This window comes from Pedobacter sp. SG908 (genome assembly GCF_011759615.1).
In the GTDB taxonomy this organism is placed as follows: Bacteria; Bacteroidota; Bacteroidia; order Sphingobacteriales; family Sphingobacteriaceae; genus Pedobacter; species Pedobacter riviphilus.
This window is the reverse complement of the sequence record NZ_JAAOYY010000002.1, coordinates 46,847-71,806: the sequence shown is the minus strand read 5'-3', so window position 1 is coordinate 71,806 and position 24,960 is coordinate 46,847. Positions and strand designations below refer to the sequence as shown.

The following is a 24,960-nucleotide window of genomic DNA, read 5'->3' as shown; positions in this document are numbered from 1 at the left end:
TTAAGGATACAATGAATACACGATTATTTCCCTTCATTTTTTGTCTCCAGCACTTTTGTTTCTGAAGTTTTAGTTTCAGGTGTCGGTATAGGGGTTGTATTTACAGCTTGGACAGGTTTGCTGTTTAAAGGCGCACCAACAGCAATATCGCACCTGTGGTTGGGCTGGCCATGAGGAGGGTTTAAACCCTTCCCGGTTTTTATCGCTACAGTTTGCTTTACTGCTGGCTGCGCGGTAACTATCTGCGTTGGTTTACTATCAAGAGGAGCACCAACAGCAATATCGCATCTGTGACCAGGTTCTCCGTGTTTAGGATTTAGTTTTTTACCTGAAGTATTTATTACAGGAGGCGCTGGAATGGTTACTGGCTGTGAACTAACACTTTTTTGTGGTTGAACTGCAGCTGTTTGGTGTAATGGCGCGCCAACAGCCAATGCACAGGTATGCCCAGCTTCGCCATGCGGCGGATTGAAAATAAGGTTGGTTTTAGCTTGCTGTGTTGCGGGCTGAACGGTATTGCTTTTTTGGAGTCCCTGTATTCCGGTTGGAGTTGGAATAACCGCCTGGGTAGTTTCTTTCTTTTCGCTATTGCAGGCACAAAGAACAGCGATGACTAATAGGTAAAAGGTGTTTTTCATGGCGCTGAATTTAGTTTACCCAAATATGGCGAAATTAATTTATGCCTAAAAACTCTTTTCTATTCTTTCTAACTGTTTGAGATGGTGTTTTAAATGAATTTCGATAAATCTTAACCATTGTTTGGCATTTAAGTAGCCTAGCCGTGGGTGTTTTGTTTTACAATCGGCTTTTGCATGGGCAATTGTGGGGTAATTATCATCAAGACCTTTTTCAAACTCCAAAATAAAATCGAGCGCTTCTGTTTTGCTGATTTTTTTAACACGCTCGGCCAGTCTTTTCGGAACTTTATACTTTTTTGACGGCGGCAGGGTACCTAAAAGCAAAATCAGTTTTACAATAAAAAGTGTGGGTTTGTTTTCACCTTTGCCACTTGCGGCGCGTTCGAGTGCAATTAAGGAGAGCAGGCTTGAATCGAAAATATGCGAATATACTTCACTGTAACTCCAGCCAGCATTGGGTGGAGTGATTTGAAAAATATCTTCAGAATAGTGAGATAATTTCGATTTATAGGCATCGACAATTTTATGTATCGATGCCTTAATTTTTGCAGCCGTCATTTAATAAAGATAAGCTGAATTACTGTTTCTCCAAATATTTTAAGAAATCGTCCTTATTAGACGGAAAAACAAAAATATCGGATAAGATAAAATAGTTCTGCGGGTCGGCAACGTTTTTATAAAGGTTGCGGGCTACCTTCAAACGTTCGTCATCAAAGGTAAAAGATTTTAAGAGTACCCTCGCCTGAGCGCTCAGCAGTGACGAATTTTTGCTCACCACATTTATCATTCTTAATCTTCCATCATCAAAACTTTCCCTTCTGTATTGCGTTAAAAAGGTCTGAAAAGCTTCGTCAGATAGTAATCTGTAATTCAACTCGGGCTGTAGCGGTAGGGGCGGAATGATCCCTGTATTATAGTCTCCGGTATAGCCGTCAAAATCATTAAGCGCATACTGTCTGTTCCGGTAGATCGTTAGCTGCTTTAAAGTAATTAACTGCTTATCTTCCAAACTTAAAACTAGCCTTTGTTGTGGAACAACTCTTATTCTCTGTTTCAAGATTACTGTATTGCCCTGAATAATAGATAGCATTGGTGCGGTATTGTATACATCGTAAAAACGGAACCTGCCGTTGGCCGATGCAACAAGTTCATCGTCTAAATACACGTTATACTTGCCTGGATTAATAATTTGCAGGAATACTTCAGCAGAACTGCGGTTGTTTTGAGCGAAACTTAGGGTAGCAAAAAGTATTGCCAATCCTAAAAAGATGGTTTTCTTCATTTTAATTAAGGTTTCATTTGTGTGTGTTTTAAACTAATGCCAAATGAATGCCAAAACCAAACAAAAAGGAGGAGATTAAAAAAGTTTTAACAACTCTTCGAGGTGAATAATTTCTTTCTGCACATCATTGGGCTTCTCTTTTTGTAAAGGATTAAAAAATATCGCTTCCATACCGAAGTTTAATGCACCGTAAATATCGGCTTCAAGGCTGTCGCCAATCATAATACTTTCTGCCTTTAAGGCTTTGGCCTTATCTAATGCATATTCGAAAATAATAGGATTGGGTTTGTTTACGCCAACATCTTCTGATATGATGACGTTTTTAAAATAAGGATTAAGGTTCGATAGGTTCATTTTGGTTAAGGTTGTTTCCTTAAACCCGTTAGAAATGATATGCAGGGTATATTTTTGCTTTAGATAACCCAAAACATTTTCTGCCCCTTCGAACAGGTTGGTTTTAGTTGGCGAAATATTTACATAATCATCCTCAAATTGATGTGGAACGGCATCAGGGTGAACACCCAGTTGAATAAACGTTTTGCTAAAGCGCTCTGATCTTAAAAAATCTTTGGTGATTTTTCCTAAGTGATAATCAGCCCATAACTGATGGTTATTTTTGGTATAAGTGGTGATAAAATCTGCACACGATTTTAAGCCGAGCTCCTCTAGTTTATAAGTTTGGTATAGCTCATTTAATGTTTCTTCGGCATTGCGGTCAAAATCCCAAATCGTGTGGTCAAGGTCGAAGAAAATGTGCTTTTTCATGAGTGGTGATTTTCACAAAGGTAGCCTAATGATTTTTGATTTATAAATAATCGGTAACTTTTGCGTTTAGCTCTTCAATAAGTTCTTCATCCATATACTGATACTTATCCGGGATATTGAGTGTAATAATTTCCTTTTCGTAGGTTTCTTCAGGAAAACGTTCAACAATTCTTTGTTTATGTTTTTTCTCCATTACAAAGAGAATATCTGCCCAGATGATTAGTTTTTAACTGATTTTAATCCTGGCCGATGGCGCTGTTCCCGCTGACCTCACCTGATGATCGGGATGGTTTTTGTAGATGTTTTCGGCAGTGGCGCTACGCCATTTGTTTCTGCTGCATACAAAGAGAATGTTCACTGGCTCTGGACTTAAGACTAAGCTTTGGACTAAAAATTAAACCTTCTCTCCATAGGCTAAATCCCCGGCATCGCCAAGCCCCGGCACGATGTAGGATTTACTGGTCATTTCTTCGTCGATTGCGCCAAGCCAAAGTTTTGCTTTAGGTAAATTGGCGCGTACATGTGAAACACCTTCTGTACTGGCTATTGCGGCAACGATATGAAGTTCTGCAATTTTGTAACGGTTGATCAGTTCTTTACAGCACATCACCATGCTTTGTCCCGTTGCCAACATTGGATCGGCCATAATCAAAACTTTTCCTTCTAAATCCGGGGTAGAAATGTAGTCCATCTGAATCACAAAATCGCCGCTCTTCTTTACTTTTCGGTAAGCAGAAATAAAACAGCATTCGGCTTTGTCGAAGATGTTAAGCAAGCCTTGCTGAAGTGGCAAACCGGCCCGGAGTATGGTAGCTAAAACGGGCTGCTGAGTTAAAACCTCACAAGACGATACACCTAAAGGGGTTACGATTTCTTGAATGGTATATTCTAATGATTTGCTGATTTCGTAGGCAAAAAACTCGCCAAGCCTTTCCATATTTTTGCGAAAACGCATCGAGTCTTTCTGGATGTTTTCATCCCGAAGTTCGGCAATAAAGGTATTGGCGATAGATTTTGTCTTGCTTACATCAAAAATCATAATAATGTTTTCGGTATCTTACAGGTTTATTCCAGTGGGACGTTTAATTACTAAAATTAGCAATTTTAAGCCGGATAAATTAAATTAAAATCAATTTCCCGCGTAATCGAGCATTTCTTTAAACAGCGACTTTAGTTTTTTGTATTTTGCATTTGAAGACAGACTTTTTAGGCTCCAACTGCTATAAAAGGCACCGTTTACCACCTTCACTGCACTAATATATTGGTATAGTGTTTTAGTGGCTGCCTCATGTGTTAAAAACTGAAGAATATAATCGGTGAGGCAGTAAGAATTAACGATTAAAGGGGTTACTTTTTCGAGCTGAAGATCGTACCAGTTAAATGGCGTACAGGTTCCGGCCCTAAAACCAGCTACATTACTATAGCCCATAGAATAATCGGAAGTAATACCGGAATTAAGAATATTTAAATAACAAATGGGGAATTTTAATGTTTCTAACTGCTGACTACTTACAGGTGCGGTGTTTGGGTTGATTTTTTTGAGTTTAACCAGGCCTTCTTTAATCTCGAGCATTTTTTGCTTATCGCTGGCACAAGGTCTTAATAATCCAACTGATTGATTGCTAAGTGTTTTTGAAACACCGTTTATCCTGATGTAATTTATCGGTACGTCTGGGAAATCGACAAAATAAAGAGGATTACTTTTTTTTGAAGAAAATAGCAGGTTTACCTCACCCAAAACCTGCTCATTATTAATTCCTACCCCTGTTAACCTGTCAAATTTCGAGCTCAGGTAATTGTTTTCTTTTTTAAAGACGGCACTAAAAATAAATTTGGCCCTATTTAATAATCCCTCGGGTAGGTTGGGCAAAACATTGAAGTGAACGGTTGGCTGGTGCTGGAATTTCTTTTCGTGGAACTTAAAATGTGGATGCTTTTTTTTGATCAAACTTTTAATGATCAATGCCCATTCATCAATAATCGGTTTATCTAAAATCTTCCATTTATGCTGATGGCTTTTTGATGGCCTAAATTCTTCTTCGTTTTTTTTGGGATAAAAATATTCTTCATATCGGCTTAATATAAAAAATGAGGCAGCAAAAACATCAAATGGCAGGGTTGATTGTGCAACCGGAAAAGGAGCCTGATATTCGCCAAAAGGAATCGTTTTTGGCTTAATTTCTTCTAATTTATTGGAGAAGAGTAAAGCGGTTTGCTTAAAGAAAAGTTCCTCACCTAATGGCTCTTCGCCATAACTGATTTTGATATGCTCGCTCTGTAGAAAATATTGGCGATTGCCCGTAAATTCTAATTCTGTTTTAAGAATATCTTTAAAAATAAAGTTAAAGATATATTTTATCCGAGGCGTTAATATGTTGGAGAAGATGATTAGATGCATAACTTATTTTAATAACACGGTATTTAAAAAAAGATTACAAGAAATATTTCTCAGCAGATATTAACTTTAATAATATTGCCTCTAAAATTAACGGTAATTTAACATTGAGCCGTAATTTAATACAAAAATTACAATTAAAAGTTTGCTGTGAACTTTTTTTCAGGGTAAAGGATTTTTGTGCTTTTACGGTTGGGGCCTTTTACAATATGTACAATGCTCATCTGATCATCAAACATATCGTATAAAATAGTATCGTTCACCTCAACAGATTTTATAGATGGAATTTTCTCTACCTCGAGATAAATATTAGTGGCCTCATGATCGATCTCAAATCCGATGTAGTTCATGGCAACAGCTTTCCCATTGGCCTTTAGTTGTAAATGAGAAAGTAGATATTTTTTTACCAATTCATCCATGGCATTCTTCATATTCGGATTGCTCAGGTCGGTTTTTTGTTTGTATAATCTGGCTAAAATTGCCTCAAAGTCGTCAGAAAAGATTTTACAGCTTACTTCTAAAGTTTTATCCTTCGCATTAAAGCTTACTTCAGTTGTACTTACATGTAATGGATGTTTTATTCCTGCTCCAACGGAAAAAAAAGCAACAAACAAAAGCAAAAAGCTATATTTTAATTTACGTATCAACATATTTAAATCTTTTCTTAAAAGGGTTAAGGAGGACAAAGTTAACAGATAATCAGTCTACTTGTTAAATGTAATTAAGGTGTTGTGTCCACATTGTTCTAAATGCAAGTGCCTGAAATTTAAGCTGGCAAATATTTTACTTAGTTTCTTATGTGATGGATGAACATGCATAAGCTTAATGTTAAAATTTTCATTGAGCCAATAACTCATTTTAATGGCCAATTTTCTAAATCCTGATTCTTTTTCAAGTTCTTCCTGAAGAAACTTCTCATTGTTAACCACAATAAAACCATACCCGTTTTTTTTAATTAATTTGTAGATGCATTTTGCAAACCGGTAATCGTTGATGCAGTAATACCAACATATACGATTAAAAATAACATCGAACTTGCCATGGGCTTCTTCTAAATAACCCAATGAAAAATCTACCATTATATTCTCGTCTTTAGCTTTAGCTTTTGCTATGGTTAAGTAATTCCGGCTAATGTCGTGCCAGGTCACTTTTGCACCCCTCCTGGCAAATTCGATACTATATTGCCCCGGACCAGCACCCAGATCAAGTAAAGTTTTGTTTTCGAAACCACCTAAGTGGCTTTTTATAACCTCTATTATTTCATTGTCAATTTTTTTGTATTCATTTGCTGCATATTTTTCTGCAAAAGCTTTTGGAACCGGATCGAAACCTTTTTCTGGTTTTTGCAGATAATATTTAAGACAAAGCATAGTATCAGATAGAAGACCAATAGTTGTAAGTACCAAGTTACTGTATTGGCGATGTATATGAAACAACAATTTTGTTTACAACTGTAAACCCTGTTATTTGTGATAAAATTTCATCAAAAAGTATTAAATGCGTTAAAAATTAGTAACAAATTTGGTATTTATGGGTTTGTTTGAATGATATTTAGGCTTTTTGTAATTAAAAATATAATTTTAGCTATTGTAAACTATTTTATTCTCAATAGTTAGCTTTTTATTCATGCCGTTACAAGATTTTATCTTTTATTTTAAATTGGGTTGGGCGCACATTATCAGTGCCGATGCTTTAGATCACCAGCTGTTTATTTTGGCACTGGTTGCTATCTATAGTTATGTCAATTTAAAACAGGTGCTCATACTGGTTACGGCCTTTACCATTGGTCATTCATTTACCTTACTTTTAAGTGTATTAGATATTATCAGGTTTGATAGCAGGTGGGTAGAGTTCTTAATTCCTTGTACCATTGTAATTACCGCAATCAGCAATTTGTTCAGAAAGAATTTCTCCTTAAAATCAATCAAGATCAATTATTTTTTGGCACTTGGCTTTGGGCTAATCCATGGAATGGGTTTTGCAAACTCCATCCGGATAATGCTGGCCAAAGATCAGAATATTGGCTGGGGTCTATTTGGGTTTAATGTAGGCTTAGAAGCCGGACAGGTTTTTATGGTGATCATCATCCTTTTAATTACCTTTTTAATTTTTAATTATACCCGCATAAAGCGCATAAGCTGGGTTTTATTTATATCAGCAGCCGTATTTAGCCTGGCTTTAAAAATGGCTTTAGAACGAATTCCTTTTTAATAAACTGTATAATGAATAAACTATTTACTTTAACCGGCCTGCTGTTCTTTTCTGGTAGTGTGGCTGTGGCCCAAAACATTCAGAATAACCCAGGGAGCAACCATGGGAATAAGTTTGAGCAATTGGGCACCATTTTACCGACACCTAACGAACAACGTACAGCCAGCGGAGCGCCGGGCGTTAAATACTGGCAGCAACGTGCTGATTATAACATCAAATGCGAGCTGGATGAAAAAAATCTGTTGTTAACGGGATCTGAAACGATCACTTACACCAACAACTCTCCCGATCCATTAACTTATATCTGGTTGCAGCTTGATGAAAATGAGCATAGCACGGATAGAAATGCCAATTATCAGGATGCGACTAAAATGCCTGCTCCCGGAAATACTAAAAATTTAGATCAGTTAATTGCAGCAGGAAATAACGGATATGGAATAAATATTACCAAATTAACCGATGCAGCAGGCAAAAACTTACCCTATACGGTTAATAAAACCATGATGAGGGTTGATTTGCCAGTTGCGCTGAGAACTGGGCAAAAAATTATTTTCAATATCGATTGGAACTATAAAATTTCTGACCGGATGAGTGTTGGTGGCCGTGGAGGTTATGAGTTTTTTCCAGCCGATGGAAACTACCTGTTTACCATGACCCAGTGGTACCCACGCTTGTGTGTATACAGCGATTTTCAGGGATGGCAGAACCATCAATTTACCGGTAGAGGTGAGTTTGCCTTAACCTTTGGCGATTTTAAAGTTCAAATGACAGTTCCAGCTGATCACCTTGTGGGTTCAACAGGAGAGTGTATCAATTATAGCGCTGTTTTAAATCCCACGCAATTAAGTAGGTATAATTCTGCTAAAACTGCGGCCGCGCCGGTAGAAATCCAAACCTTGGCTGAAGCTAAACTGGCGGAAACCAAAAAATCTACAGCTAAAAAAACATGGGTTTTTAATGCGAGTAATGTCCGCGATTTTGCCTGGACATCTTCCCGCAAGTTTATCTGGGATGCGATGCCTCAAAAAATTCAGGCCAATAACAATACTGTAATGTGTATGAGTTTTTATGGAAAGGAAGCGTACAACCTTTACAGTAAGTTTTCTACCCGCGCGGTGGCGCATACCATTAAAACCTATTCAGATTTTACTATCCCTTATCCTTATCCGGTTGCACAAAGTATTGAGGCTGCAAACGGAATGGAATACCCAATGATCTGCTTTAACTATGGCCGCACAGATACTGATGGCACATACAGCGAAAGCACTAAAAATGGGATGTTAGGTGTAATTATTCACGAGGTTGGGCACAACTTTTTCCCGATGATTATAAATAGTGATGAACGCCAATGGACCTGGATGGATGAAGGATTAAATTCTTTTGTAGAGTATTTAACCGAAGAACTCTGGGATAACAAATTTCCAAGTAAAAAAGGACCGGCATATACCATTGTTGATTACATGAAACTGCCTAAAGACGAGTTGGAACCAATTATGACCAACTCTGAAAATATTGCCCGTTTCGGTCCGAATGCCTATTCGAAGCCTGCTACCGGCTTAAATATCCTTCGCGAAACCATCATGGGAAGAGAACTTTTCGATTATGCATTTAAGGAATATTCGAGAAGATGGGCTTTTAAACATCCAGAGCCTGCTGATCTTTTCCGTACCATGGAAGATGCCAGCGGCGAAGATTTAGATTGGTTTTGGAGAGGTTGGTTTTACGGAACCGATCCCTGCGATATATCTTTAGATAGTGTGAAATTTGCAAAAGCCGATTTTCCTAAAGATTTACCGGAAGCCAAATCGAAAATGGTTAAAATTGATAAACCCGCTGTTAATGCCTTTGAAGATATTTCGAAAATCAGAAACCGTGAGGATAAGAAGATTAATTTTTATGTAGATAAAACTCCTGGAGCACAAGATTTCTATTATAAATACGATAGAGGAATGGTTACTGTTGATGCCACTGTTGCTACCAAAACCGAAACGGCTGCAACATTAGAAGCTGTTCCTTCAGCTGAGCAGGACAAATATAGCAACAAATTTCTTTACGAATTGAGCTTTAGCAACAGAGGAGGCTTGGTAATGCCGATCATTGTTGAATTTACGTATAAAGACGGAACAAAGGAAATAGACCGTATTCCAGCGCAGATTTGGAGACATAATGAATTGAAAACAGCTAAGTTCTATGTTAAAAACAAAGAAGTAGCCTCTATTTTAATTGATCCATTACGCGAAACAGCAGATATTGATACTTCAAATAATACTTGGGGCGGTAAAGTAAAAGAAAGTAAGTTTAAGGTATATAAAACCAAAGCGGGTGGAACAGTAAGAGGCCAATCGGTTGGTAAAAACCCAATGCAGGCCGCAGCGGGTAAATAGCCGCATTATATCCTGAGCGATCGTCATTTCGAACGGAGTGGAGAAATCTATATAAATGGATCTCTCCATTCCGCTGCGCTTCAGTCGAGAAGACGAAACTTTCTGATGATCCCTATTGAAGAACTCAACAGGGATTTTTTATTGTATCTGAGGTAAAATATCCAATAGAAAATTCTTCAGGTTTGTTACCGTTATATCATTTGAAGATAGGTAAGTTTCGCTTTTTGGAGTGATAATATATTTGTACTTTGGTTCAAGATCTTTAGTGCAGTTTATAAAACCTTGAGATACTGTTGGCGCATTTGATAATTTAATTTCGATACATGCAAGTGGTGTAATTCCCTGTACAAGAACCAAATCGCATTCTGCCCCTCTTTGAGTCCGATAAAAAAAAAATCTGTTTGTTTTTCTTTTATTTGATAAATCTGTTCAACTACGTAGCCTTCCCAAGAAGCTCCTATTCCTGGATGGCCAAATAAGTCACTATAGCTAGGGATATTTAATAACCTATGAAGAACCCCTGTGTCTCTGATATATGTTTTTGGTGATTTAACCAGACGTTTTTTTGCATTAACAAACCATGGTTGTAATCTTCTGATCAAAAAACCTCCCTCTAAAAAATCTAGATACCTGTTAACGGTTGGTGCACTAACGCCTAACGATCTTGCAAACGATTCGCCATTAAATAGGTTCCCATTTAAAAAATGTATGCTTTTGTGTTGTAAATCAAAAGTATAACTTTTGATTTACAACATTGATATCCTTTTGTAGAGCTTATGGTCAATTTTTGTTTTATAGCTTATTGTATTGTATTTAGATAATAGATGAAAATGCATAATTACTAATTTTCCTGACTTTAGCCTGTTTTACTCTTTGCGGCTTAAACCGTATATTTCCTCCCAGCCGTTTATGTTTTTATAAGCGGAGGAGAGAACATTAAAATTGATTTAAAGATCAATTTTAACTAAGTTTGATATACCCATGAAATTTAAAATCACCTCAGAATATCAACCTACCGGAGATCAGCCAAACGCGATAAAACAATTGGTAGATGGCATAAATGCCAACGAACATTATCAAACTTTATTGGGCGTTACGGGGTCGGGAAAAACATTTACGATAGCCAATGTGATTGAGCAGACGCAAAAACCTACCCTGATTTTGAGTCACAATAAAACTTTGGCAGCGCAGCTTTATGGCGAGTTCAAAAATTTCTTCCCTGAAAACTCGGTGAATTATTTTGTTTCTTATTACGATTACTATCAGCCAGAAGCTTTTATCGCATCAAGCAATACTTATATCGAAAAAGACTTGAGCATAAACGAAGAGATTGAAAAACTCCGGTTACGCACTACTTCTTCGTTAATGAGCGGTAGGCGTGATATTATCGTGGTATCATCCATCTCCTGTATTTATGGTATGGGTAATCCGGAAGATTTTTCGCGGATGGTTTTCCGTTTTGGTGTGGGCTTAAGGATTTCGAGGAATGCATTTTTGCATAGCTTAGTTGAGATTTTATATTCCAGAACTACAACAGACTTTAAACGCGGAACCTTTAGGGTTAAAGGCGATACGGTAGATATTTTTCCAGCCTATCTTGATCACGCTTACCGCATTTCTTTTTTCGGTGATGATATTGAAGAACTTTCTTCTATTGATCCGGTTTCTGGAAAAACGATAGAAAAATTAGAAGATATGGCCATTTATCCGGCCAACCTTTTCGTTACCCCGAAAGATAGGTTTAATTCCTCGATCTGGGGTATACAGGAAGAACTGGAAATCCGTAAGAACCAATTGATTGCCGATAGGCACTTATTGGAAGCTAAAAGACTAGAAGAGCGGACCAATTTCGATATCGAAATGATGAAAGAATTAGGTTATTGCTCAGGTATCGAAAACTATTCTCGTTTCTTTGATGGCAGACAGCCAGGTATGCGCCCTTTCTGTTTGCTGGATTATTTTCCTGATGATTATTTAATGGTAATTGACGAAAGCCACGTTACCGTTCCGCAGATTAGGGCTATGTATGGTGGAGATAGATCGAGGAAATTATCTTTGGTCGAATATGGTTTCCGTTTACCGGCTGCACTTGATAACCGACCTTTGAACTTTAACGAATTCGAAGCCCTTGCACCACAAACCATTTATGTAAGTGCTACTCCAGCCGAATATGAGTTGGAAAAATCAGAAGGTGTGGTGGTGGAGCAGGTAATTAGGCCAACCGGATTATTAGACCCTGTTATAGAGATTAGGCCTGCCATTAACCAGGTTGATGATCTTTTAGATGAAATAGACATTACCATAAAAGATGGCGGACGTATTCTGGTTACTACGCTAACCAAGCGCATGGCTGAAGAATTGACAAAATATCTTGATCGCTTAAACATCAAAACCAGATATATCCACTCAGAAATTAAAACCCTTGAACGTGTAGAAATTCTTCGTGGTTTACGTTTAGGAGAATTTGATGTATTGGTGGGCATTAACCTTTTACGTGAAGGCTTGGATTTGCCAGAGGTTACCTTGGTTGCTATTTTAGATGCAGATAAAGAAGGTTTCTTACGGTCTGAAAAATCGCTCATCCAAACCATCGGGCGTGCAGCCCGTAACGATAAGGGCCGTGTAATTATGTATGCTGATGGCATTACGGAAAGTATGGAAAAAACCATCTCAGAAACGAATAGGCGTAGAGATATACAGATTGCTTACAACCTTGAAAATGGCATTACCCCAAAAACGGTCGGAAAATCGAGAGAAGCCATTTTAGAACAGACTTCAGTACTTGATTTCTCGCAAAAAGCTAGTGATAACAAAGCAAGGGCTTACGTTGAAAATGCAGAAATCAGTATTGCAGCAGATCCAATTGTACAGTATATGGGTAAAGCTGAGCTGCAAAGGGCAATTGATACAACCCGTAAGGATATGCAAAAAGCAGCAAAAGACATGGACTTTTTACAGGCAGCAAAACTGCGCGATGAAATGTTTGCCCTAGAGAAAATGTTCAACGAAAAATTCGGCAAGTAACGATTTGGTTTTAAAAATTGATTTTTAGATAATTTGAGTTAGAATTGCAGTTCAATAAGTTATCTAAAAATCATCAAATGAAATCCCTAAAACTAGTCACGCTGATCGTACTCGGCGTAATGGGGCTAAAAAGTTATGCCCAAAATGTTACAGCCATTTCCCTCCCACTTGGAGGTAATGCCTACAGTTCTTTACATCAGGATTCAGAAAGAACATTATCCAACAGGGGAATTGTAAACTGGTCTGATCCGAAAGAATATTTTACAGCCTATTTTAGAGTTTCTAAACCTGGTACCATAACGGTATCATTAAGCGATAAACCTTTGGTCGATGGGCAATCAGTTCTGGAATTCGCCATCAACAACCAATCTAAAAAGGTGAGTTTCGATGAAACCAAGCCATTTGACGGTAAAATTGGCGAGTGGACAATTAAAGATACAGGTTATATAGCCTTAACCATTAAAGGAATAAGCAAAAGTGCAGGCAGATTTCCTTCGATAGAAACCTTATCTATTGGCGGGACAGCTACCGAAGGCAAAACAGCTTACGTTAAAAACAATGAAGGCAACTTTTTTCATTGGGGCAGACGCGGGCCGTCTGTTCACCTGAACTATCAGCAACCTGAAAATGTAAATGCAGCGTGGTATTATAACGAAGTAACTGTACCAAAGGGCGAAGATATCTTAGGTTCTTATTTTATGGCAAACGGATTTGGTGAAGGTTATTTCGGTATGCAGGTAAATAGTCCAACCGAACGGCATATCCTGTTTTCGGTATGGAGCCCTTTCAATACCGACGATCCTAAAAGTATTCCGGAATCGCATAAAATTAAAATGCTTAAGAAAGGCGAAGGCGTACACACGGGAGAATTTGGCAATGAAGGTGCTGGAGGCCAGAGCTACCTGAACTACATGTGGAAAGCAGGAAACACCTATAAATTCTTGTTGCATGGTGTACCTGGAAAAGATAGCCTAACCACATATACGGCCTATTTCTTTGCCCCTGAAACCAATAAATGGCAACTGATTGCCAGTTTTACCAGGCCGCAAACTAAAACCTATTTAAAACGCTTCCATTCCTTTTTAGAAAATTTCTCTCCTGTACAGGGCGACCTATCGCGAAAAGTTTTGTTTGATAACCAATGGATTTGCGATGATAAAGGAACGTGGACTGAATTAAAATCTGCGCGCTTTACTACCGACAATACAGGAGCAAAAGGATATCGGATGGATTATCAGGGAGGAGTAGATAAGGGTGCCTTTTATTTAAAGAACGGAGGCTTTTTTAACGATTATACCACACCAAGAAAAATCTTTACCAGAAGCACTACAGGTAAGAAACCTGAAATAGATTTTAGTAAATTACCTTAACATTCAAAATAATTATGGAATTTTGAAATTTTCATCATCATCTTAATTACAGCACAATGGACGGGCAAAATAGAAAAGACATTTATCCAGGCTTGGAAGTCGGAATCATATTGAAGAAAGATCAGCGATCTGGAAACATCACTTATGGCGTGGTGAAAGATCTGCTTACTTCATCAGCATTTCATTCCAGAGGGATAAAAGTGAGGCTCGAAGATGGTCAGGTTGGCCGCGTAGCTGAAATAGTTGAAGATTAATAGGGATATAAAACCTTTTTGGCTTATTTACGTATTATATTGTAATCAAATTGCAATTAAAGGCAGAAAAAGTAACAAAATAAATTTTATGACGTCTATATTTGTAACAACAGTAATTTAAAGAATGGCATTAGTAAAATTCATTTTCATCACAATATTGGTACTTTGGCTGATCAGAATGTTGATTAGGTTAATTCTGCCAATGCTGTTTAATAACCTGGCCAGCAAAATGCAAAGTCAGGCTACAGGACAGCAACAACAAAGACGGTCAAAACCTGAAGGCTCTATTTCGATAGATTATATGCCTCCAAAACCCGATCAAAGTAAAACAGATAAACTCGGCGACTTCGTAGACTACGAAGAAGTGAAATAAAACTGAACCCTGAACTTGTTTCAGGGTTTTTTTATTAAAATCAAAAAAGATGCAGTTAGTTTATAAGACATATTACCTTTCAGCTTGAAGTTTGATTACCTTATTTCTTTTCTCAATGAGCTTTAACATATAATTTTTAAGAAATATTTTTTCTACAAGCCAGCCTAATAAGCCAAATGGTGCCTGAAACTCGAAAATATCGGTCATTTCTGTCTGAGAACCCATTATTTTAAACTGGTGTTGATGATGGAGTTTTTTAAAGGGACCTTTAATCATCTCGTCTACAAAAAATGTTGGATATTCCATTTTACTGATCTTATTTGTCATTTCGAACGGAATACCAAAATGCCTGGCCCGCCAGGTAACTGATTCATGTAAATTGATCAAACCAGTCTTTTTTCCAGCTATTGCATTTTCTCCAGATGCTTTCATAGATTGTAAGTGGAGATCGATATTTCTAGATAGATCGAAGCAATGCTCGATTGGCGCATTAATCAATGTTTTTAATATGATTATTGGCATATGTTTATTCCTTTTAGTCTTTTTGCTATCTGACCCTGCTCACCGCATCTTGCCCTTTGCTTTCGTCTTTTTGCTTCGCACTTAGCGCGCTCATCGCCTCATCAATTTTTCCGTATTTAAAATCAAATCCACTATTTAGGAGTACTGCTGGTTTAACCCACCTGCTTTTTAAAATCAGTTCGGTTTCGGTTCCGATTATTTTTGCGCCTATGGCCAGTAGCCAGGCTGGAGCAGGCAAACCAAAGCTGATGCCATGGGCTTTTCTGATGCTGTGCATAAACAGGTGGTTTTTAATTGGCTCGGGTGCGGTACAGTTTATTATGCCTTCAATCTCATTGTGGTTCAGTAACCATTCAATACTGCCTGCGGCATCTAACTCGTGCACCCAGCTTACATACTGTTCGCCATTGCCCTGTTTACCACCCATGCCCAGTTTGACCAGGTTAAGTAAGCGAGGAAACGCACCATCTTTAATACCTAAAACAATACCCATTCTAAGGGCTATTTTTCGGGTATTGGGCGTATTGGTTTCAAAAAAGTTATTTTCCCAGGCTTTGCAAACTTCAATAGAAAAACCCTCACCGATTTCGCCTGTTAACTCATCTTGAGAATGGTCTTCTGCATGACGATATATAGTGGCAGAAGTAATATTGATCCAAAGTTTTGGTGGATTTTCCATTTCCTCAATCGCTTTGCCCAGTAAATGCGTGGGGATCAATCTTGAATCAAAAATTTCTTTTTTGTTTTTTTCGGTGTACCTGCAGTTTACATTTTTACCGCAAAGGTTAACCAAGAGATCAGCACCTTTCAAGCTTTGGCTCCACTCATCTATGGTTTTACCATCCCATACCAACGTTTTAATATTGCCCGTTTTGGCTTGTGGTTTTCTGGCCAGAATGATCACCTCATCAGCCAGACTGCTAAAATATTGCGCCAATACACCGCCCAAATAACCATTTCCTCCGGCCAGTATAATTTTTCCGTATTTCATGATCATTATAAAATTAAGATTAAACCCAAAACAATTAAGCGGTAAAGCGCCCAGGTAATACTCATCAACCAACCTAGCTTTAATAATTTACTTCTACGGATATGCGCTAAAAACATCAGTCCCGCAACCATTAGAAAATACAGCAGAAAAAATAAAGGCAGAAAGCCGACGTATTTTGCCAGAATTATAATAGGCAAGAGCAAAAGTGAACCTGCGAAAGAAATGGTCATCATATTCCCCAAGTAATCCCAAAGCTTTTCTTTTCTATAAAAGCTAATAATTGCGCCTTGGAAAAATAGCTGGCCGCCACAAATTAAGTATTCGCGGTATCTACTACCTAGCGGTACAAAATCGGTAAGCAGATGGGCATAATCTGTTAGTATATAAGCAGTAATAGCCCAGGTTAAAAGTAGAAAAGCAATGCGGTAATGGAGTTTAAAAGTTGGCTGTATTGTGTTTTCTTTAACTGCAGCTGGAATAATCACTTTACGGTTGTAAGAAATAAATGCATAAAATTTACGCATCAGGTAAACAAATGGACTAAACGAAAATAAAGGCTTAAAAAAGGGGATGGCGTTTGCAATAATTTTGAACAAACTCTGGATGCCGTAAGTAACTTCGCCTGTTTCGGTATTAACGAGTGCAATTTCATTGGCAACCCTTTGCTTATCTACCAGCGGGCAAATGTTTTGTGGCATTTCCTGGTAGGCCACACGACCATCTTGAGCCAACATACCTGTTTTTACAAAGGCTTTAGTATAGGCATAACACATTGGGCACTCATTGTCAAATAAAATCACATGGTTCTTAAGCGTTTTCATTTTATTTAAATTTTAATACTTTCAGTAAAAAATGAAAGATGTGGTTAAAAAATTAAGCCGAACTTAAGGGTAAGGCTTTTTTGGGTTTAGCGTTTAGTGGTTAGGGTTTAGCGTTTAGGGTGAATATGTCTTAATACTCGATACTTACTACTTGATACTCGATACTCAATGCTTACTACTCAAATCTAGCTACTCAATACCTCGTACTCACATCTCCCCTCTCAAATCTATTTAAACACTTTCAAAACCGAGCCCCAGAACCAATTCTCTTCTGCTTTAAGCATCGTTTCTAAAGTTTTATCTACGTTGAGGGCAAGTTTGTTAATATCGCTTACCGATTTTTTAAAGGTTTTAAACTCTGGGTCTTTTTCATCACCCGTTACAGTTGACAGTTCATTCAAAACTTTTAAAACAGGCTCTAACTCTCTTTTTTTACGCTCTTTAGCTACCTGACGGGAAATATTCCAAACATCTTTATCGGCAAAAAAGTACTCTTTGCGCTCGCCTGCTTTATGTTGTTTTTCAATTAAGCCCCATCCAATTAAATCGCGGAGTGTCATATTGGCATTTCCCCTTGAGATACTAAGTGCTTCCATAATTTCTTCGGTGGTAAGCGCTTCAGGAGAAATGAGTAATAACGCATGTACCTGGGCCATCGTGCGGTTAATTCCCCATTCGGAGCCTAATTTGCCCCAAGCTTCAATAAATTTTAATTTCGCTGCTGCTAATTCCATAAACAAATATAAGCTTATTTTTAAAGTTTCAATAATTATTGAAACTTTATTTGTTTTAGAAGCTATTTACTTTCTCGTTGTATTTCATCTAGTACCATCTGCCAGTTGCCATCATTGTTATTTACTTTTTTTAACAGTTCAGCCTGTGCCCGATCGAAATAAACAGACAGCTTTAATACGGGCAAAGCCAAATCTGGTTTAAACATCGTCCCAGGAGCAAATCCAGGCTCATTGTTCTTTGCTCGGTCGCGGTCGAATTTAACGGTAGTATGCACATATTCTTCGTGTTGTTTTTCACCATTGATGTATGGGATCAACCATTCTACAGATTTTTTAATCGAAGATCCTTTAGGCGACTCGTAAGTATAAAAATTTGGGCCCTTCGCTCTGTCGATCATAATGGCCAACTTTAGCATGGGTTCAAGATCGTAAATGTGATAATGCATGGCATCACGCTCTTTAAAATCCAAACTTGTTCCGTCAGCATATAGATTGATATTGATGTGGCTTTTTAAATTGTCGATGGTCCACTTAATAAAATCCTGATTGTTTAAGGTGTAACCGATTTCGCCAACTTCTTTTAAGCGGTGTGCATTCCAGTTATTAATGGCAGTGGCTCTCCCCGCTTTCATGCGTTTGCTGTTAATTTCAGCCAAGGCTGTTTCAGTAAGCCATTGTTCAATCTGTTTTTTATCGGTTGTTGAGATATCTTTTTTAATCAGGTCGTAAGCTTCAATGGCTTTATCCAGATTGGTATCGTCAATAGGATCGCCATTTGGTTTATTGATTTTGGCCCATGCGCCAAGAAATTCTACACATTTGTTTAAATATTTTTGGTCACTGGTAATTTTGTATTGTAAAGCCAGCGCAAACATTTTGTTCATATCTGCCAGGGCTAATCTGGTTTTCTCTTTTTTTGGATTACCCTTTAACAATCCTTCGGTTCTGATGGTATCAATTGGGTTGGGTTGTTCGTTTAGATAATTTAATGTCGATTTTTCAAAGCCCAGGTATAGTTTTTTGGTTTCCTCATCATTTTTGATCTGGCTTTTCAGCTTTTTAATTTCATTGGTATTTAAACTTACAATTTGCGAAAACGAAGAAAAAGATAATAAAGCAAGAGCAGTTGTAACGACAAACTTTCTCATAATAAATAGGTTGAATTTTTATTCTTTGCTACAAATCTAATTTTTTATTCAGCATGCATTTAATTTATTACTTTTTTATACCGCCCAATTTTTTATTTTTGACGTTCGTTTAAACTTAAACAAACCTTAATGAATAACTGGTTTAATAAAAATGGCATTCACTTAGCCATTATTGCATTTTTTGTAGTCATCACTTTTGCCTACTTCAGTCCTGTTTTGCAAGGTAAGGCACCACAACAAGGCGATGTTTTACAGGCCAAAGCCATGCAGAAAGAAATTATGGATATTAAGGCTAAAGATGGCAAAGGACCACTTTGGACTAATCAGATGTTTGGCGGTATGCCCGCTTATCAGATCTGGGTACAATATCCGCTTAATATTACCACTTATGGTATTGATGTAATTAAAGGCGTATTTCCTGATCCAGTGGGTACGGTTTTATTATATCTTTTGGGTGCGTATTTATTGTTCTGTGTATTGAAAATAAATCCATGGCTGGCAGCTGCGGGTGCTATTGCCTTTGCATTTACCTCCTATAATTTCATCATTATAGCTGCAGGGCACAGTAATAAAGCTTTGGCCATTGGTTTCTTCGCTCCTATTTTAGCGGCCATCATCCTCATCTTAAGAGGAAGATATTTGGTTGGAGGGAGTTTACTGGCACTGTTTATGGCCTTGGAGATCCGTTCGAACCACATCCAAATGACCTATTATTTATTTATAGCCTTGTTTATTTTAGGCTGTATCGAGCTTTACCATGCCATTAAGGCAAAACAGCTTCAAACATTTGGTAAATCGATCGCTTATATCGTTGCCGGTATTTTCTTATCAGTACTCGTAAACGCGGGTACTTTGTGGACCACTTACGAGTATGGCAAAGAAACCATCCGTGGTAAATCTAATTTAACAACCGATAAAGCTGAACCTGCAAATGGTTTGGATAAAGAGTACGCTTACCAATGGAGCCAGGGTGTTGGCGAGAGTTTCTCTTTCCTGATCCCGAATATTTATGGCGGTGCTAGCAGTATTGATGAAATGATCAAACCTGAAAGCAATACCTATAAAGCTGTAGAGAAAAATCTGCAGGGGGTAGATCCACGTCAGGCCATTGGTTATGTTGCACAGAATTTGGGCACTAACCAGTATTGGGGTAATAAGCCAGGTACATCCGGTCCTTATTATTTTGGAGCAATCATCTGTTTCTTGTTCGTTTTCGGCTTGTTTATAGTAAAACACCGTTGGAAATGGTGGATCTTGGGAACCAGTATTTTGTTGTTGTTTTTATCATTCGGACAAAACCTGCCATTTATCTCAGATATCTTTTTTGATTACCTACCAGGTTACAACAAATTCAGGGCAGTTGAATCGATACTGGCCGTTGTAGGTTTATTGGTGCCGTTGCTGGCTATATTGGCCGTTAAAGAGGCACAAGAAGGTAAATACGATCAAAAATATTTAGTGCAGCGTTTAACCTGGTCGGCGGGTATTACCGGTGGTTTTGCTTTAATTATTGCCGTGATCCCTACAGCGTTCTTCAGCTTTACGCAGGCCAACCAGGCACAGGTTTTAGATGCTTTAACACAAACCTTGCAGAATAACCGCGGTGCGGCGATGCAGATTTTAAATGGCATTGTTGCCGACCGTGTGGCTTTAGCACGTGCTGATGCTTTACGTTCTTTACTGTTCGTAGCCATCGGTTTTGGCATTACCTGGGCCTTCATTACCAAAAAACTGAACATGCAATTGGCTTTTGGTTTATTGGCATTATTTGTTTTAATTGATTTATGGCAGGTAGATCGTAGATATTTAAACAACCAGAATTTTGTAAGCAAATCCGATCTGGACAATCACTATCAGCCAAGAGATGTAGATAATTTTATTGCAGCGGATAAAGATCCAAATTTCAGGGTCTTTGATATGTCATTAGGCGATCCGTTTAAAAGTGCAGAAACTTCATATTTCCATAAGACAGTAGGTGGTTTCCACTCGGCAAGGTTAAAACGTTTTCAGGAGCTGGTAGATAACCAAATGACCAAAAGCATTAATCAGGATGTATTGGATATGTTAAATACCAAGTACATCATTACACAAGATCCTCAAAACGGATCGTATAAAATGCAGCGTAACGCAACGGCTGCTGGTAATGCCTGGTTTGTACAAAGTGTTCAATTTGCCAAAAATGCTGATGAAGAAATGAAGGCCATTAGCAGTTTTGACGCTAAAAAGGAGGCCATTGTTGATGAAAGTTTCAAAAATTCGATCGATACCAAACGTTTGGGAACTGGCCAGGAAGGTTTTATTAAATTAACTAATTATAATCCTGATCACTTAACCTACGAATATTCAACCGCTAAAGATGTAATTGCAGTATTTTCAGAAATATATTATGATAAAGGCTGGAAAATGTATATTGATGGTGTTGAAAAGCCATACTTTAGGGCCGATTACGTTTTACGTGCAGCGCAATTAGAGGCAGGTAACCATAAACTTGAGTTTATTTTCCACCCAACATCGTATTATACTGGAGAGAAAATCTCTTTGGCAGGATCGATCTTGTTGCTTGCCGGATTGGGCTTTGGATTTTATTCAGAAGAAAAGAAGAAAAAGAAATCAGCTAAAGCTTAATATTTCTTTAAATAGATTTATACCCCACAGGATTTTGAGCTTGTGGGGTTTTTTGTTGCCGGTTGCAAATGATTTCTTGCCACGGAAACACAGAAACACGGAATGTCGCCACGGTTTGTCATCCTGAGCGTAGTCGAAGGACCTTTTAACTAGAGAAAATTTAAAATAGGTGATGGAATGGATTTTGCTTAACCGCTAGCCGCGGGGCCTTCTTTCTTTTGATAGCAAAAGAAACAAAACTACCGGCTCGCATTTTTTTTATTAAAGCCAGTGGATAGGCCTGAACTGTGCCTGCCAAAAAATTGACCATGCCGGTTTAAAAGCGGAACGGAAAACAGTGCTTTGGCCTTACGGAATGGCTATGAAGAATGGAAATAGCGCTGTGCTTAAGAATACTATTTTAGGCCTTTTGCTAACAGACACTAATATCTTACTGTATTCCGCTTTGCGGACCATCTCAGCGATGATGACGGTGGGCAATGAACCAATGACTAATGAACTATTGAACCAAACAGCTCCTTCGAATGTCATTTTAACATTCTTTATCAAATGGAATAATAATTTAACAATGTCGTAACATTTGTTTGATATACAGCGTCTTATCTTTGTAATGTAAATCAGATGATATGTTGGAGTCATTCTTTGCCGTATGCTTATTAATTGTTGTACTTTATTTCTTTAGCCCCTTTGAGGTAAAACTCGATGAGGAAGAGGAGTGGTAACACAGCTAATTTATCTCTGAACTGCTTTAATCGAGCGGTAATAAGATTCTTCCCCCCTAAAATTTCCCGTTTATGGATAAAAGAAATGTCGATGTAGTCGTAATATCCGATGTACATTTAGGCACCTACGGTTGCCATGCAAAAGAACTTTTAAAATACCTTAAGAGTATAAAGCCAAAAACGTTGATTTTAAACGGCGATATCATTGATATCTGGCAGTTTAGCAAAAGTTATTGGCCCGAATCGCACATGAAAGTGATCCGTAAACTGATGAAATTCGTGTCGGAAGGTGTTCAGGTTCACTACCTCACGGGAAATCATGATGAAATGCTCCGCAAATTCGATGGCATGGAAATGGGGACTTTCCACCTTCAGAACAAATTAATCTTAGAACTGGATGGTAAAAAAGCATGGTTTTTTCACGGAGATGTTTTTGATGTTACCATGCAGCATTCTAAATGGCTGGCTAAACTTGGCGCAGTTGGCTACGATACGCTGATCCTCATTAATAGTTTTGTAAACTGGGTACTTACAGCATTTGGAAGAGAGAAGATGAGTTTTTCGAAAAAAATCAAAGCTAAGTTTAAAGATGCCGTTAAGTTCATCAACAGTTTTGAACAAACAGCAGCAGAACTGGCTATCGAAAAAGGTTATCAGTATGTCGTTTGTGGTCATATTCATCAGGCTGAACAGCGCGAAATTGCCACTGAAGAGGGAAAAGTAGTTTACCTGAACAGTGGGGATTGGGTAGAAAGTTTAACCGCTTTAGAGTACGAAAACAAAAGCTGGACGGTGTTTAAGTACGAACATCAGCATTTTACGAAGGATGAATTGGATGAAGGAATCCTTTCTGACGCAGAGGATTTAAAAAGTAAACTCGATATAAATATTCTTTTACAGAATATAAAATATGAAATTGCCCAATAATTTTAGATATTCGGGCATAAATGAAGATACTTTACGCAATACAGGGAACAGGTAATGGTCATATCAGTAGGGCGAGGGAAATTATTCCTTTGCTACAAAAATATGGTGAATTGGATATTTTAGTAAGTGGAACGCAAGCCGACGTGAAGCTCAGTCAGCCCGTAAAATACCAATTGCATGGTTTCAGTTTTATCTTTGGGAAAAAAGGTGGTGTAGACCATTTTAAAACATGGTTGAACATGAATCTTTTCCGCTTCAGGAAAGACATGAAGCAGCTGCCGTTGAAAGACTACAACTTAATCGTTAACGATTTTGAACCTGTAAGTGCCTGGGCCTGTAAACTACAGGGCATAGAATGTGTTTCCTTGAGCCATCAGGCAGCGTTTAAATCTAAAAAAGTACCCCGTCCGAGAACTTTAGATTGGGGAAAGCTTATTTTGAGCCGCTATGCACCTACCAAATACCATATTGGCTTTCATTTCGACCGTTACGATACTTTTATTCATACCCCGGTAATCAGGGCGGAGATCCGAAACCTGAAAAGTGAAAACTTAGGCCATTATACCGTCTATCTTCCTGCCATTGACGATAAACGTTTGGTCAAACTTTTTACTCAGCTACCTGATGTTACGTGGCAGGTTTTTTCTAAGCACAGTAAAGTTGCCTACCGGGATGGGAATGTTTTTGTAGAGCCTGTTAACAACGAAAAATTTAATAAAAGCCTGGCTACCTGCGAAGGTTTGTTTACCGGTGGTGGTTTTGAAGGCCCTGCTGAAGCACTTTACTTAAAGAAAAAACTTTTGGTTGCACCTATGCGTTTCCAATTTGAGCAGCAATGTAATGCCTACGCCCTAAAACAGTTTGGTTTACCTGTAATTTGGGGAAGTACCAGAAACTGGTTGCCGATTATTAAAAACTGGGTAGAAAACCCTCAACAGCATGAGTTTAATTTTCCGGATGAAACAGCCCAGATCATTGATGATATGGTGAAGAAATATGCGAGGATTAGTCCTGAGTCTTAAGTCTCCAGTCCAAAGTCAATTTGTCCATGCTTTATCATCCCGAATAGAGTCGAAGGATCTCTACGATGAATTGAGTTACCTGATTGATTTTTAGGCTTATTCTAATCCGTGGCACAGTACTGTGTAATCTAAACCTGACAGGAGCGGGCACCGAACGCAGAGAGGTAAAGCGGATGGCAGGACTATCGGAACAGACATAAACAGGAACCTGCTTTCCTAAAGAAGAACAGAACTCCCCTTATTAGCTTTTCTACTTTTTTTTACCAAATGGTCTTCGACTCCGCTCTCCGTAGGAGTCCTTTGGACAGACTGATAAAACTTTATAAGATAGAGAACTAATACATCCCTGCTTTAGTCTTAGGCTTATTCTAATCCGTGGCACAGTACTGTGTAATCTAAACCTGACAGGAGCGGGCACCGAACGCAGAGAGGTAAAGCGGATGGCAGGACTATCGGAAGCGATACGAACAGGAACTTGCTTTCCTAAGGAAGAACAAAACTCCCCTCATCAGCTTTTCTACTTTTTTATTTGCCAAATGGTCTTCAACTCCGCTCTCCGTAGGAGTCCTTTGGACAGACTGACAAAACTTTATGAGAGAGACGACAATATGCATTCCCTGCTTTAGTCTTAGTTTTATTCTAATCCGTGGCACAGTACTGCGTAATCTAAACCTGGCAGGAGCGGGCACCGAACGCAGAGAGGTAAAGCGGATGGCAGGACTGTCGGAACCGATAAGAACAGGAACCTGCTT

General features: G+C 38.3%; 24 protein-coding genes. 9 read left to right on the top strand and 15 right to left on the bottom strand.

Annotated features, from left to right (window positions below):
* Window positions 1-23: 23 nt before the first annotated feature.
* The 9 genes from FHT21_RS15275 to FHT21_RS15235 all read right to left on the bottom strand — a co-directional run bounded on the left by FHT21_RS15275 (window position 24) and on the right by FHT21_RS15235 (window position 6,450).
* The gene (locus tag FHT21_RS15275) at window positions 24-638 is read right to left on the bottom strand and encodes a hypothetical protein (protein WP_167295651.1); all 615 of its coding nucleotides are present in this window, start codon (window positions 636-638) and stop codon (window positions 24-26) included.
* A gap of 45 nt (window positions 639-683) precedes the next feature.
* Window positions 684-1,196, bottom strand: coding sequence for a DUF1569 domain-containing protein (locus FHT21_RS15270; RefSeq protein WP_167295650.1), 513 nt, complete (start codon window positions 1,194-1,196; stop codon window positions 684-686).
* Between the two features lie 19 nt (window positions 1,197-1,215).
* Complete coding sequence (locus FHT21_RS15265; protein WP_167295649.1) at window positions 1,216-1,920, bottom strand: DUF4476 domain-containing protein; 705 nt, start codon at window positions 1,918-1,920, stop codon at window positions 1,216-1,218.
* Window positions 1,921-1,995: 75 nt separating this feature from the next.
* Window positions 1,996-2,685: a YjjG family noncanonical pyrimidine nucleotidase gene (locus tag FHT21_RS15260; RefSeq protein WP_167295648.1), complete on the bottom strand. Its 690-nt coding sequence runs from the start codon at window positions 2,683-2,685 to the stop codon at window positions 1,996-1,998.
* 40 nt (window positions 2,686-2,725) lie between these two features.
* Window positions 2,726-2,878, bottom strand: a complete 153-nt coding sequence (locus FHT21_RS24875) for a hypothetical protein (RefSeq protein ID WP_208398966.1) — start codon at window positions 2,876-2,878, stop codon at window positions 2,726-2,728.
* 201 nt (window positions 2,879-3,079) lie between these two features.
* A complete protein-coding gene (gene upp, locus FHT21_RS15250) occupies window positions 3,080-3,724 on the bottom strand; it encodes a uracil phosphoribosyltransferase (protein WP_167295647.1) in 645 nt (214 codons plus the stop codon).
* A 90-nt stretch (window positions 3,725-3,814) separates the two neighbouring features.
* On the bottom strand, window positions 3,815-5,083 hold the full coding sequence (locus FHT21_RS15245) for a hypothetical protein (RefSeq protein WP_167295646.1): 1,269 nt from the start codon (window positions 5,081-5,083) through the stop codon (window positions 3,815-3,817).
* Between the two features lie 134 nt (window positions 5,084-5,217).
* Window positions 5,218-5,730, bottom strand: a complete 513-nt coding sequence (locus FHT21_RS15240; RefSeq protein WP_167295645.1) for a DUF6702 family protein — start codon at window positions 5,728-5,730, stop codon at window positions 5,218-5,220.
* Between the two features lie 54 nt (window positions 5,731-5,784).
* The gene (locus FHT21_RS15235) at window positions 5,785-6,450 is read right to left on the bottom strand and encodes a class I SAM-dependent methyltransferase (RefSeq protein ID WP_167295644.1); all 666 of its coding nucleotides are present in this window, start codon (window positions 6,448-6,450) and stop codon (window positions 5,785-5,787) included.
* 256 nt (window positions 6,451-6,706) lie between these two features.
* Here FHT21_RS15235 and FHT21_RS15230 point away from each other — a divergent pair, with 256 nt between their 5' ends.
* Window positions 6,707-7,291 carry a HupE/UreJ family protein gene (locus FHT21_RS15230; protein WP_167295643.1) on the top strand — a complete coding sequence of 195 codons (585 nt, stop codon included), beginning with the start codon at window positions 6,707-6,709 and terminating at the stop codon, window positions 7,289-7,291.
* Window positions 7,292-7,302: 11 nt separating this feature from the next.
* Window positions 7,303-9,675 (top strand): M1 family metallopeptidase, encoded by a 2,373-nt coding sequence (locus FHT21_RS15225; RefSeq protein ID WP_167295642.1) that lies wholly within the window; start codon window positions 7,303-7,305, stop codon window positions 9,673-9,675.
* A gap of 272 nt (window positions 9,676-9,947) precedes the next feature.
* On the opposite strand, the gene FHT21_RS15220 is transcribed toward FHT21_RS15225, so the two are convergent.
* Complete coding sequence (locus FHT21_RS15220) at window positions 9,948-10,385, bottom strand: DUF4143 domain-containing protein (RefSeq protein ID WP_347878502.1); 438 nt, start codon at window positions 10,383-10,385, stop codon at window positions 9,948-9,950.
* A gap of 271 nt (window positions 10,386-10,656) precedes the next feature.
* Between FHT21_RS15220 and uvrB the strand changes: the two genes are divergently transcribed.
* From uvrB to FHT21_RS15200, 4 genes are all read left to right on the top strand, one after another.
* Window positions 10,657-12,699 (top strand): excinuclease ABC subunit UvrB, encoded by a 2,043-nt coding sequence (gene uvrB / locus FHT21_RS15215; protein WP_167295641.1) that lies wholly within the window; start codon window positions 10,657-10,659, stop codon window positions 12,697-12,699.
* A gap of 77 nt (window positions 12,700-12,776) precedes the next feature.
* The gene (locus FHT21_RS15210) at window positions 12,777-14,069 is read left to right on the top strand and encodes a DUF3472 domain-containing protein (RefSeq protein WP_167295640.1); all 1,293 of its coding nucleotides are present in this window, start codon (window positions 12,777-12,779) and stop codon (window positions 14,067-14,069) included.
* Between the two features lie 56 nt (window positions 14,070-14,125).
* Window positions 14,126-14,323, top strand: coding sequence for a YwbE family protein (locus FHT21_RS15205; protein ID WP_090497912.1), 198 nt, complete (start codon window positions 14,126-14,128; stop codon window positions 14,321-14,323).
* 124 nt (window positions 14,324-14,447) lie between these two features.
* Window positions 14,448-14,696, top strand: a complete 249-nt coding sequence (locus FHT21_RS15200) for a DUF4834 family protein (protein ID WP_029278588.1) — start codon at window positions 14,448-14,450, stop codon at window positions 14,694-14,696.
* 72 nt (window positions 14,697-14,768) lie between these two features.
* Here FHT21_RS15200 and FHT21_RS15195 read toward each other — a convergent pair whose 3' ends face one another.
* The 5 genes from FHT21_RS15195 to FHT21_RS15175 form a co-directional block, all read right to left on the bottom strand.
* Window positions 14,769-15,218, bottom strand: a complete 450-nt coding sequence (locus FHT21_RS15195; protein ID WP_167295639.1) for an SRPBCC family protein — start codon at window positions 15,216-15,218, stop codon at window positions 14,769-14,771.
* A gap of 25 nt (window positions 15,219-15,243) precedes the next feature.
* Window positions 15,244-16,209 carry a TIGR01777 family oxidoreductase gene (locus FHT21_RS15190; protein WP_167295638.1) on the bottom strand — a complete coding sequence of 322 codons (966 nt, stop codon included), beginning with the start codon at window positions 16,207-16,209 and terminating at the stop codon, window positions 15,244-15,246.
* A 5-nt stretch (window positions 16,210-16,214) separates the two neighbouring features.
* Window positions 16,215-17,030, bottom strand: a complete 816-nt coding sequence (locus FHT21_RS15185; protein ID WP_167295637.1) for a DUF393 domain-containing protein — start codon at window positions 17,028-17,030, stop codon at window positions 16,215-16,217.
* 227 nt (window positions 17,031-17,257) lie between these two features.
* Window positions 17,258-17,764, bottom strand: a complete 507-nt coding sequence (locus FHT21_RS15180; RefSeq protein WP_167295636.1) for a MarR family transcriptional regulator — start codon at window positions 17,762-17,764, stop codon at window positions 17,258-17,260.
* 62 nt (window positions 17,765-17,826) lie between these two features.
* The gene (locus FHT21_RS15175) at window positions 17,827-18,912 is read right to left on the bottom strand and encodes an alginate lyase family protein (protein WP_167295635.1); all 1,086 of its coding nucleotides are present in this window, start codon (window positions 18,910-18,912) and stop codon (window positions 17,827-17,829) included.
* Window positions 18,913-19,041: 129 nt separating this feature from the next.
* Here FHT21_RS15175 and FHT21_RS15170 point away from each other — a divergent pair, with 129 nt between their 5' ends.
* The 3 genes from FHT21_RS15170 (at window position 19,042) to FHT21_RS15160 (ending at window position 24,208) form a co-directional block, all read left to right on the top strand.
* Window positions 19,042-21,537 (top strand): YfhO family protein, encoded by a 2,496-nt coding sequence (locus FHT21_RS15170; RefSeq protein ID WP_167295634.1) that lies wholly within the window; start codon window positions 19,042-19,044, stop codon window positions 21,535-21,537.
* Window positions 21,538-22,331: 794 nt separating this feature from the next.
* Window positions 22,332-23,186 carry a UDP-2,3-diacylglucosamine diphosphatase gene (locus FHT21_RS15165; protein WP_167295633.1) on the top strand — a complete coding sequence of 285 codons (855 nt, stop codon included), beginning with the start codon at window positions 22,332-22,334 and terminating at the stop codon, window positions 23,184-23,186.
* A gap of 20 nt (window positions 23,187-23,206) precedes the next feature.
* Window positions 23,207-24,208 carry a glycosyltransferase family protein gene (locus FHT21_RS15160; protein WP_167295632.1) on the top strand — a complete coding sequence of 334 codons (1,002 nt, stop codon included), beginning with the start codon at window positions 23,207-23,209 and terminating at the stop codon, window positions 24,206-24,208.
* Window positions 24,209-24,960: the final 752 nt, after the last annotated feature.

What these genes read in the sequence shown, in the direction of transcription:
- FHT21_RS15170 (WP_167295634.1), top strand. Translation starts at nt 19,042, where the DNA reads ATGAATAACTGGTTTAATAAAAATGGCATTCACTTAGCCATTATTGCA.
- FHT21_RS15200 (WP_029278588.1), top strand. Translation starts at nt 14,448, where the DNA reads ATGGCATTAGTAAAATTCATTTTCATCACAATATTGGTACTTTGGCTG.
- FHT21_RS15245 (WP_167295646.1), bottom strand. Translation starts at nt 5,083, where the DNA reads ATGCATCTAATCATCTTCTCCAACATATTAACGCCTCGGATAAAATAT.
- FHT21_RS15260 (WP_167295648.1), bottom strand. Translation starts at nt 2,685, where the DNA reads ATGAAAAAGCACATTTTCTTCGACCTTGACCACACGATTTGGGATTTT.
- upp (WP_167295647.1), bottom strand. Translation starts at nt 3,724, where the DNA reads ATGATTTTTGATGTAAGCAAGACAAAATCTATCGCCAATACCTTTATT.
- FHT21_RS15240 (WP_167295645.1), bottom strand. Translation starts at nt 5,730, where the DNA reads ATGTTGATACGTAAATTAAAATATAGCTTTTTGCTTTTGTTTGTTGCT.
- FHT21_RS15230 (WP_167295643.1), top strand. Translation starts at nt 6,707, where the DNA reads ATGCCGTTACAAGATTTTATCTTTTATTTTAAATTGGGTTGGGCGCAC.
- FHT21_RS15235 (WP_167295644.1), bottom strand. Translation starts at nt 6,450, where the DNA reads ATGCTTTGTCTTAAATATTATCTGCAAAAACCAGAAAAAGGTTTCGAT.
- FHT21_RS15210 (WP_167295640.1), top strand. Translation starts at nt 12,777, where the DNA reads ATGAAATCCCTAAAACTAGTCACGCTGATCGTACTCGGCGTAATGGGG.
- FHT21_RS15270 (WP_167295650.1), bottom strand. Translation starts at nt 1,196, where the DNA reads ATGACGGCTGCAAAAATTAAGGCATCGATACATAAAATTGTCGATGCC.
- FHT21_RS15175 (WP_167295635.1), bottom strand. Translation starts at nt 18,912, where the DNA reads ATGAGAAAGTTTGTCGTTACAACTGCTCTTGCTTTATTATCTTTTTCT.
- uvrB (WP_167295641.1), top strand. Translation starts at nt 10,657, where the DNA reads ATGAAATTTAAAATCACCTCAGAATATCAACCTACCGGAGATCAGCCA.
- FHT21_RS15265 (WP_167295649.1), bottom strand. Translation starts at nt 1,920, where the DNA reads ATGAAGAAAACCATCTTTTTAGGATTGGCAATACTTTTTGCTACCCTA.
- FHT21_RS15185 (WP_167295637.1), bottom strand. Translation starts at nt 17,030, where the DNA reads ATGAAAACGCTTAAGAACCATGTGATTTTATTTGACAATGAGTGCCCA.
- FHT21_RS15195 (WP_167295639.1), bottom strand. Translation starts at nt 15,218, where the DNA reads ATGCCAATAATCATATTAAAAACATTGATTAATGCGCCAATCGAGCAT.
- FHT21_RS15180 (WP_167295636.1), bottom strand. Translation starts at nt 17,764, where the DNA reads ATGGAATTAGCAGCAGCGAAATTAAAATTTATTGAAGCTTGGGGCAAA.
- FHT21_RS15165 (WP_167295633.1), top strand. Translation starts at nt 22,332, where the DNA reads ATGGATAAAAGAAATGTCGATGTAGTCGTAATATCCGATGTACATTTA.
- FHT21_RS15225 (WP_167295642.1), top strand. Translation starts at nt 7,303, where the DNA reads ATGAATAAACTATTTACTTTAACCGGCCTGCTGTTCTTTTCTGGTAGT.
- FHT21_RS15190 (WP_167295638.1), bottom strand. Translation starts at nt 16,209, where the DNA reads ATGAAATACGGAAAAATTATACTGGCCGGAGGAAATGGTTATTTGGGC.
- FHT21_RS24875 (WP_208398966.1), bottom strand. Translation starts at nt 2,878, where the DNA reads ATGGAGAAAAAACATAAACAAAGAATTGTTGAACGTTTTCCTGAAGAA.
- FHT21_RS15160 (WP_167295632.1), top strand. Translation starts at nt 23,207, where the DNA reads ATGAAGATACTTTACGCAATACAGGGAACAGGTAATGGTCATATCAGT.
- FHT21_RS15275 (WP_167295651.1), bottom strand. Translation starts at nt 638, where the DNA reads ATGAAAAACACCTTTTACCTATTAGTCATCGCTGTTCTTTGTGCCTGC.
- FHT21_RS15205 (WP_090497912.1), top strand. Translation starts at nt 14,126, where the DNA reads ATGGACGGGCAAAATAGAAAAGACATTTATCCAGGCTTGGAAGTCGGA.